An 8,108-nucleotide genomic window follows, 5' to 3' on the forward strand; every position below is an offset into this window, starting at 1 on the left:
GCCGAGCGTCGCTCGGGCGCGGCGGAGCAGCCCGCCGTCTACGACGCGTCGGGTGGCAACTCCGCGGCCCCCGCTGGCGCGCAAGCAGGGCCCGCGTTCGTGCGCGCGAGCGCGGCGTCGCCCTACGTGGGTCCGGCGAGCCCCAGCGCACTCGCGCCGCAACCTGCCCACGCGCCGCAACCTGCTCACGCGCCGCAACCTGCTCACGCGCCGCAACCTGCTCACGCGCCGCAACCTGCTCACGCGCCGCCGAGCCGGGCCCAGGGCGAGGATGCCCACATCGAGATGCTCGAGCAGCTCGCCCGTGATGCCGGGTTGCTCCCAGCGAGCGAGCCCGCACCCGCGGCTCGAGGCGCGCGACCTGTGGCAGCCCCGCCGGTTGCCGCGCCGCCCATGCCCATGGCCGCGCCGGTCGGCCGGCCCGCGTTCGAGCCAGTCTCCCCCGCGGTCGCTCGGCCACCTGCGCAGCCGATCGCGTCACAGCCGATCGCCTCACGGCAGCCCGAACCTCCCGTACGTCAACCGGTTCAGCAACCGGTCGGACAATTTGGCCAGCAGCCGGTCGGGCACCCTGGTCAGCAACCGGTCGGGCAACCTGGCCAGCAACTCGCGCGAGCGGGCGCCGGGTTCTCGCTCACCAACGAAGACCTCGATCCCGCCCAGACGCCCGCGGACGCGGAGGCCGGCTGCCCCAGCTCGCGCTGTCTCCCCCGCGAGTCGATCGCATGGCAGGAGCTCGAGCCGTGGGACGCGTGGGAGTCGTTCTTGGCCAAGATCTCGGCAGAGAACGATCTTCTATGGGCGGTGCTGCAGGATCTCGGGCTCGTGAGCATCTCGAAGGGGGCGATCCGGCTCGCGTCGCCAGCGACTGGCTTCGCGCAGACGCAGCTGCGCGAGAACCCCGAGTTCAGGACGGGGTTCGAGCACTTCACCGCCGAGTACTTCGGCGAGGTCATGCGCCTCGAGATCATCGACGCCAACCCCAGCCTTCCGCACATGCCCAGCCTCGCGCTGGTCGACGCGGAGCGGAACCGCCGACACCGCGCGGCGATCTGCTCCGACGCCGAGCGCAACCCCCGGATCCGATCGCTGCTCAGCGCCTTCGGTGGCGAGCTGCTCGCCGTCGAGGTGCTCGAGGCCCCACCGCTGCCCCCGCTGGGCCAGCGCGGCGTGCCTGGTTAGGACCAGGTCGAGCCCAAATCCGGGCCAGCTCGGGGCAGCTCGGGTCGGGCCAGCTTGGGTTGGCTCGCGCCACCGACAACCCCTATGATCCCGGCCATGGCGGACTTCGACCTCTCGCAGATCATGCAGCAGGCGCAGCAAATGCGTGAGCAGATGGAGTACATGCAAAAGGGCCTCGCCGAGCAGATCGTCGAGGGCACGGCTGGCGGTGGCATGGTCAAGGTCAAGATCACCGGCGCCCAGCAGCTGACCGCGGTCGAGATCGACCCGTCGGCGCTCGCTGAAGATCGCGACATGCTGCAGGATCTGATCGTCGCGGCGGTCAACAACGCGATCGAGAAGTCCAAGGCGCTCGCGCAAGAGCGGCTCGGCTCGATGCTGCCCCCAGGCATGTTCCCCGGCGGCATGCCCAACTTGTGACCGCCGTGAGTGGCGATCCGCTGCGGCGCCTGACCAAGCTGTTGGCGCGGCTGCCCGGCATCGGTGAGAAGTCGGCGCTGCGCCTGGCCCTGGCGATCGTGCGCAGCGACGACGAGTACACCCGCGCGCTGTCCGAGGCGATCTCCGACGTTCACGAGCAGCTGCGCCTGTGTGCGGCTTGCTGTGATCTGACCGCTCAGGAGCTGTGCTCGATCTGCCTCGATCCTCGCCGGGACCCGCGGCTGATCTGCGTGGTCGCGCAGCCCCAAGATCGCATGGCGCTCGAGCGGGCCAGCGTGTTCACGGGCAGGTACCACGTGCTCCACGGCGTGCTCGATCCGCTCGGGGGGATCGGACCGAGCGAGCTCAAGGTCGCCGAGCTGCTCGCCCGGCTCGAGGGCATGTCTTCGCTGCCCGCCGACCAGCGCGTCAGCGAAGTGATCGTCGCGACCAGCCCCAACGTAGAGGGCGACGCGACGGCGCTGTACATCTCGAAGTTGCTGCATCCGCTGGGGATCCACGTCACGCGGATCGCGTCGGGCGTCGCGGTTGGGGGCGAGCTCGAGTACGCGGACATGACGACCCTGCATCGCGCGCTCGAAGATCGCCGTCAGATCTAGCGCGGGGACCGGCCGGGGTCGCGCGACTCTCCCCCACCACTCGCCCACCTGGGCGGCCCGCGTCGGCGAGGGGGGTGCGTTGGCGCGCCTGGTCTCGTCGAGCGGCCCGATGATCGCACCGAGCGACTGCTCACCCCGGGTCGCGGCCGGGGCCATCACGCGCATTCGTCCGTATGCGCCGCTTGAGAGCCGCTTCGGCGGCTGTTTCGAGCCTCGGCCCAAACGGCGCGTCTCGCATGGACTTGGCCGAAGGAGTTTGTTAGGTTGGCCGCCTGCACCACGCCGTGAACCCCCCACTTCCAGCCCCGCGTGTTCGATGGGCCCACGTCCCATGTCAGGGTCCGCGGGTTCTGCGAGTCGTGCGGCTTAGGGGTTCGTTTCGTAGTGGCCCCTGCCTGTGCTTGGACCGACAGCTGGCAGGGGAACGACACCGAGCCCGAGTGGACGACGATCGGTCAGGAGTCCCGTCTTGAACATGCTGAACCCGCAGCTCGCTTTGTATGATGAGGAGTTGACGGAGATCCGAGAGGTCGCCGACAGGCTTCATCAGGATTCCCGGGCCCGCACGATCCTCATCGTGGACAAGAATGGGCAGCTGATCGCTGCTTCTGGGGTCGACGCGGAGCTCGACACCACCTCCCTCAGCTCGCTGGTCGCCGGCAACGTCGCAGCCACTGGCGGCATCGCCAAGCTGATCGAAGAGGAAGAGTTCACCGGCCAGTACCACGAGGGCAAGGAGATCTCCGTGCACATGACAATTGTCGCGCGCCGGATCATCCTCGTGGTGCTGTTCGACAAGAACACGACCCAAGGTCTGGTGCGCCTGCGCGTCAAGAAGGCGAACGAAGCGCTCACCGGGATCTTCGACGCCCTCGCCGCCAAGCCGAAGGGCGCGCAAGAGGACGTCTTCAAAGAGATCACGGACGAAGACATCGACAACCTGTTTGGCCCGTAGAGGTGCCTTCCGGCGATGTCGTTCATCAACTACAGCGCGCGGGAGATCAACTGCAAACTGGTCTACTACGGTCCCGGACTGTGCGGGAAGACCACCAACTTGCAGTTCATCTACAGCAAGACCCGCCCGGAGTCGAAAGGCAAGATGATATCGCTGGCGACAGAGACCGAGCGAACCTTGTTTTTCGACTTCTTGCCGCTGTCGCTGGGTGAGATCCGCGGGTTCAAGACCCGCTTCCACCTCTATACGGTCCCTGGCCAGGTCTTCTACGACGCCAGCCGCAAGCTGATCCTCAAGGGCGTCGACGGCGTGTGCTTCGTCGCCGACTCGCAGCTCGAGCGGATGGAAGCCAACATCGAGAGCCTCGACAACCTGCGCTTCAACCTCGAAGAGCAGGGCTACGACCTCGACAAGATCCCCTACGTCATTCAGTACAACAAACGTGACCTGCCGAGCGCGGTTCCGCTCGACGAGCTACGGGCCACGCTCAATAGCAACAACGTGCCCGAGTTCGAGGCGTGCGCTGTCACCGGCGAGGGTGTCTTTGATACGCTCAAGGCGCTAGCCAAGCAGGTCCTGACCGAGCTGCGAAAAGGTGGCTGAGCCAATCAGCCGCATCAGCCCCGGACGAATCCATGTCGTTCATTAACTACAGCGCGCGGGAGATCAACTTCAAGGTCGTCTACTACGGTCCAGGCCTGTGTGGAAAGACGACCAATCTGGAGTGGATCTACAAGGTCTCCAAACCCGAGGCGAAGGGCAAGATGGTCTCGCTCGCCACGGAGACGGAGCGGACCTTGTTCTTCGACTTCCTGCCGCTCGACCTCGGTGAGATCCGCGGGTTCAAGACTCGCTTTCACCTCTACACGGTCCCCGGCCAGGTGTTCTACGACGCCAGCCGCAAGCTGATCTTGCGTGGTGTCGACGGCGTGTGCTTCGTCGCCGACTCGCAAGACGCCCGGATGGACGCCAACCTCGAGAGCCTCGAGAACCTGCGCCACAATCTGGAAGAGCAGGGCTTCAACCTCGACGAGCTGCCCTACGTCGTGCAGTACAACAAGCGCGACATGCCCGAGGTGCTGCCGGTTGCCGAGCTCTCGCCGAGCCTCAACCCCACGCAGGTGCCGGAGTTCGAGGCTGTGGCGATCGATGGCACGGGTGTGTTCGAGACCCTCAAGGGCCTCGCCCGCCAAGTCATCCAAAAACAGCGCGGGAGCTAGGGCTTTCTCAGCCCCCGCGGTCATCGTGCACTTCGGGGGCCGTATGAGCCTCGCAGGGGCCGGTTGTGGCCCCCCGGGGCCAAAGTCCTTGTTTAGACCCCACAGCCACCTGAGACTTTGCTCGGGCTAATTGTTCGCGTGGGTGTGAGTGGCCCCCTCCAAGGGGGCTCTGGTCGTCGCGAGGGGCCGGCGGGCTCGGACTTTTGGGGGCTCTGGTTGCGCGGCGGAACCAGTCCACGAATGGCGCCTGCAAGCGGGTCAGAAGCCTGACCCGAGCTGAAAACAAACTCTTGGGGGCTCTGGTTGCGAGGCGCCGACCGGGTCGGGCTTTGGGGCGCTCGGACTCTCGCGGGTCGGACTCTTGGGCAGGCTATGACGTTGCGTCCCAGTCGACGTCGTGGCCGGCGATGCTGTCGAGGATGACCACGCGCATGCCGGCTGGTTCGTGGCGGCGGATCAGTAGCTTCCACAGGGGGACGAAGCAGGGGCTGATCGTGGTCGCGCGGGCGCCCCAGCGGGCGGCGAAGGTTGCGGCGACGTCGGCTTCGGGTCGGCGGGTGAGCCACTCTTGCTCGTCGAAGCGGAGGCCGGCGGGGGGCATGCGGTTGAACCGGACGACGCCGTCGAGGTCGTGGACGTCGCTGGCGTGCTCGGCTGGGCGCTCGCTGAACCGGAGGCCGCGGTTGGGGTTCCAGGTCGAGGTCGTGAGTCGCTGCGGGTGCAGGTAGACGCTGCCCAGTCGATCTTCGTAGCCGGGGCCGACGAGCCGGCCGAACAGGCCAGAGGCGATGCGCTCCTCGAAGTCGACCCGCCACAGCAGCTTGTGGATCAGCGACACGTTGACCAAGGTCTCGGCGGCTGGGCCGAGACCGAGCATCGACGATCGCAGGCGGCCCTGGCCGAGCACGGCGGCCTGGTCCTGCCCGATCACTGGGGCCGCGACCAACACCGTGTCCGGCATCGCGAGGTCGGGGCGCGTGCCCGTGTCCAGGGCCCAGTAGGTGCTGGCGCGACCGTCCTTGAAGTCGCCGACGAGGCCGGCCTTGCTCAGCAGCTTGAGCGCGCGGCGGGCCGTCGTCTCGCTGACCTCGAGCAGCTCGGCGAAGCGCTTGACGTCGAGCGGGCCGTGGGTGCGGAGCGTCGTCAGCTGAGCCTCGCGCTCGATCGCTGCGGTGGCGGCCTTGTCGGGCTTGGGTGGTTCTTGCGGCGTGGGCAGCTCGGGCGATGGGCTTGGTGTCGGCTCCGCTTTTGGCTTTGGCTTCGGCTTTGGCTTTGGCTTTGAGTTCGGCTTCGGCTTGGGGTCCGGCCCCGGCTTTGCCGCTGGCTTGGAGCCCGGCTCTGGCTTCGGCTCTGGCTCTGGCTCTGGCTCTGGCTCTGGCTCTGGCTTGGCCGGCTCCGGCTTCGAGCTGGCGGCTTTGAGCAACTCGGCGAAGCGGCCCCGCCAGCGCTGATCCGCGAGCGCCTCGATCGCGCCCTCGTCCAACGTCTCGTGGCGCGTGTACAGCCAGCGCGTCTGCAGGCTGGTTGGCTCGGAGAAGTGATCGGGCGAGAGCAGCACGAACTGCCCGGGCTCGAGTCGGGGCAGCTCGGCCATGATCGCGTCACAGGCGGTCGGCGCGAGCGACTTGACAGTTGGCTCGACCTTCTTGAGATCCTGTCGGGTCATCAACCGGCCCAGCGCCCAGGTCCCGAACTGCGCCATCGCTCGGTAGTCGACGTCGCCGGGGTTCTGGGTCGCCATCAAGCAGCAGACCCCGTACTTGCGGGCCTGCTTGAACAGCAGCTGCAGGCTGTCCTTGCACTGCGGCTTGCGGACCGGCGGCATGTAGGGCGCGATCTCGTCGAGGTAGAACAGCACCTGAGGATCCGGGCGCGGGTGGGCGAGCATCCACGCGTAGAGCCGCTCGGCGATCGCCCCGACCAGGAACTCCTTGTCCTCTTGTTGGTGCAGGCTGTTGAGGTGGATGATCGCAACCCGGGTCTTGCCTGGCGGCGTGGCTCCGTGAGGCCCGAGCCCCAGCAGCAGGTCGATGTCCAGCGGCACGCCCGAGTCGAACAGCTTGCGGCGCGGGCCAACCTCGAGCCGCGCGAGCTTGCGGACCGCCTGGCGCAGCTTCTTGAGCTCCCAGAACCGCGCGTAGGGCTGCAGGCCCGCGTCGTCGAGCGAGTCGAGGTGGTCCGTGAGGGCGCGGACGCTCGTCGGTGGCCGGCCCGCGTCGGCGAGCTCGCGCAAGATCGTGTCGAGCACGGCGATGAAGCCCTCGCCGTCATCGTCGTCGCTCGCGAACCCGAGCAGCGCGGCGACGGTCGCCGCGGCGCGGGTCCACAGCTCGTCGTCGATCTCGCTGAGGTCGGCGTGGCCGGCGACGACGGCGGCGAGCGGATCGGCGCCCAGCGCGACACCCCGGCTCGACGCGGGCGTGAAGATCACGACGTCGCAGCGCTCGGTGAACGCCCGCGCAGACGCGAGATCGATCCCGTGGGCCGCGAGCGCCGCCGCGTGACGCTCGCGCTCGGCCGGATCGGGCTCGTCGAGATCGAGGGCCGCGAGGGCCAAGCTGCACAGATCACCTTGAGGATCGAGGCACAGCGCGGGAATTCCCGCGCGGACGATCTCTTCGACCACGACCTTCGAGAGCACGGTCTTGCCGGATCCACTCGAGCCCAGCGCCATCATGTGGCGAAGCAGAGCCCGAGCAGGCAAGCGCACGGGCGGCCCGTCGGCGCCGCGCTCACGACCGAGTTCGAGCTCGCTCACGTGCGTGCGACCGTAGACGGTTCGAGCGGCGCGGGCCAGGTGTTTGGCCGCCCGCTGCGCCCATTCGTGACCCCGCCAGGCGGCAGCGGCGCGAGATTTGACGCAGCTCGGGCCAGCCTGGCGACATTCTTCACCCTCACCGTCTCGTACGCTATGCACTGGGTGATGTCTCGCCCACGCCTCGTGCTCTGGTTCGGGCTCTGCTCGCTCGGTCTGGCCTGTACCCCCGACGCGCCGACCCCGGCCGAGACCCAAGTTCGCCCGCCGACCGAGGACGCCGGACCGGCCGAGGCCGACCCCATTGTCGAAGCCGAAGCGGAGGAGGCCGGCGAACCGGCACCCGACGCCGACGCTGGCGAGGCTGGCGAGGCCGAAGCTGGTGAGCTCGAGGATCCGGCCGCGGGCGAACCCCAGGCGCCGCCCGGCTACGGCGTGTTCAAGTTTCCGACCGAACCCCCCACGGATGAGCAGCTCACGCTCCACGCCGCCGCGGGCTACGAGGTGGTGGCGGTCTACGGCAAGCCGGACATGGACTCGGAGCGGCTCGGCTTCCTGCGGATCGGGACCCGGGTGCGCGCGGGTGAGCGGGTGGTCAACGAGGACTGCCACAAGGGCTGGTACCCGATCGAGGGTGGCGGCTACGCGTGCGCGAGCAAGGGCTTGATGGTCGACAAGCGGCCGCCGTTCATGAGCTACGAGCCGGCGCCGGCTCGGATGGATCAGCCGTTTCCGTACGACTGGGCCTACGTGCGCCAGTGGAACACGCCGATGTGGTGGCAGGTGCCCAACACCGAGCAGCTCGCCGCGACTCGTGAGAAGCGGGCCGCGCTCGAGCTCGAGCGCCTGCGGCTCGAGGCCGAGCTGCGCGGGGATCCGCCCCCGGTTGCGCCGACCAAGCCAGCCGCGAAGCCGGCCACGCCCGCGGCGGGCGATGGCGGGGGCGGGAGCGGAGA

General features: G+C 68.3%; 6 protein-coding genes and 2 pseudogenes. 7 read left to right on the top strand and 1 reads right to left on the bottom strand.

The window, feature by feature from the left end:
* From ENSA7_RS43010 to ENSA7_RS01805, 6 genes and pseudogenes are all read left to right on the top strand, one after another.
* Positions 1–1,182: pseudogene (locus tag ENSA7_RS43010) on the top strand (hypothetical protein); the annotation flags it as partial.
* 96 nt (positions 1,183–1,278) lie between these two features.
* Positions 1,279–1,602, top strand: coding sequence for a YbaB/EbfC family nucleoid-associated protein (locus ENSA7_RS01785; RefSeq protein WP_106087451.1), 324 nt, complete (start codon positions 1,279–1,281; stop codon positions 1,600–1,602).
* A gap of 5 nt (positions 1,603–1,607) precedes the next feature.
* On the top strand, positions 1,608–2,222 hold the full coding sequence (gene recR, locus ENSA7_RS01790; RefSeq protein WP_106087452.1) for a recombination mediator RecR: 615 nt from the start codon (positions 1,608–1,610) through the stop codon (positions 2,220–2,222).
* Between the two features lie 475 nt (positions 2,223–2,697).
* Complete coding sequence (locus ENSA7_RS01795) at positions 2,698–3,177, top strand: roadblock/LC7 domain-containing protein (RefSeq protein ID WP_106087453.1); 480 nt, start codon at positions 2,698–2,700, stop codon at positions 3,175–3,177.
* 15 nt (positions 3,178–3,192) lie between these two features.
* Positions 3,193–3,780: a GTP-binding protein gene (locus tag ENSA7_RS01800; protein ID WP_106087448.1), complete on the top strand. Its 588-nt coding sequence runs from the start codon at positions 3,193–3,195 to the stop codon at positions 3,778–3,780.
* Positions 3,781–3,812: 32 nt separating this feature from the next.
* Positions 3,813–4,397: a GTP-binding protein gene (locus ENSA7_RS01805; protein ID WP_106087449.1), complete on the top strand. Its 585-nt coding sequence runs from the start codon at positions 3,813–3,815 to the stop codon at positions 4,395–4,397.
* Between the two features lie 370 nt (positions 4,398–4,767).
* Here ENSA7_RS01805 and ENSA7_RS01810 read toward each other — a convergent pair whose 3' ends face one another.
* Positions 4,768–7,155 carry a helicase HerA-like domain-containing protein gene (locus tag ENSA7_RS01810; protein WP_181232936.1) on the bottom strand — a complete coding sequence of 796 codons (2,388 nt, stop codon included), beginning with the start codon at positions 7,153–7,155 and terminating at the stop codon, positions 4,768–4,770.
* A 165-nt stretch (positions 7,156–7,320) separates the two neighbouring features.
* Between ENSA7_RS01810 and ENSA7_RS43015 the strand changes: the two are divergent.
* Positions 7,321–8,108 (top strand): annotated as a pseudogene (locus ENSA7_RS43015) (hypothetical protein); the annotation flags it as partial.

Origin of the sequence: Enhygromyxa salina (genome assembly GCF_002994635.1) — a bacterium.
Classification (GTDB): Bacteria; Myxococcota_A; Polyangia; order Nannocystales; family Nannocystaceae; genus Plesiocystis; species Plesiocystis salina_B.